We start from the raw sequence: 250 nt of genomic DNA on the forward strand, positions 1-250 counted from the left end.
AGATGACAGTGATTAGTGCAATTAGGCGATCAGGAGTTGTAGCAATCAAAGGCTTGAAAGGCTCCATGAAAAAGGAAGACTTTTTGGAGTTTGTCAAAGTCAACTTGGCACCGCAGCTCAAAGTAAGAGCTAATTTATAAAGAGAAGCTAAAGCCGACTTGGCAGCTCTAAATCCGGTTTTAGGCTAGACCTACCCGAAGCATCACCCAGCTCATGAGTCGTCTCCCGGTCATTGCCAATCCTACCCGCA

At 46.0% G+C, this 250-nt stretch carries 1 pseudogene; it reads left to right on the forward strand.

The annotated features are described in order from the left end of the window. Window positions 1-122, forward strand: a pseudogene (locus tag VPK24_RS14700) (IS630-like element ISAtsp7 family transposase); the annotation flags it as partial. Window positions 123-250: the final 128 nt, after the last annotated feature.

This window comes from Limnothrix redekei LRLZ20PSL1, from assembly GCF_043235035.1.
Classification (GTDB): domain Bacteria; phylum Cyanobacteriota; class Cyanobacteriia; order CACIAM-69d; family CACIAM-69d; genus CACIAM-69d.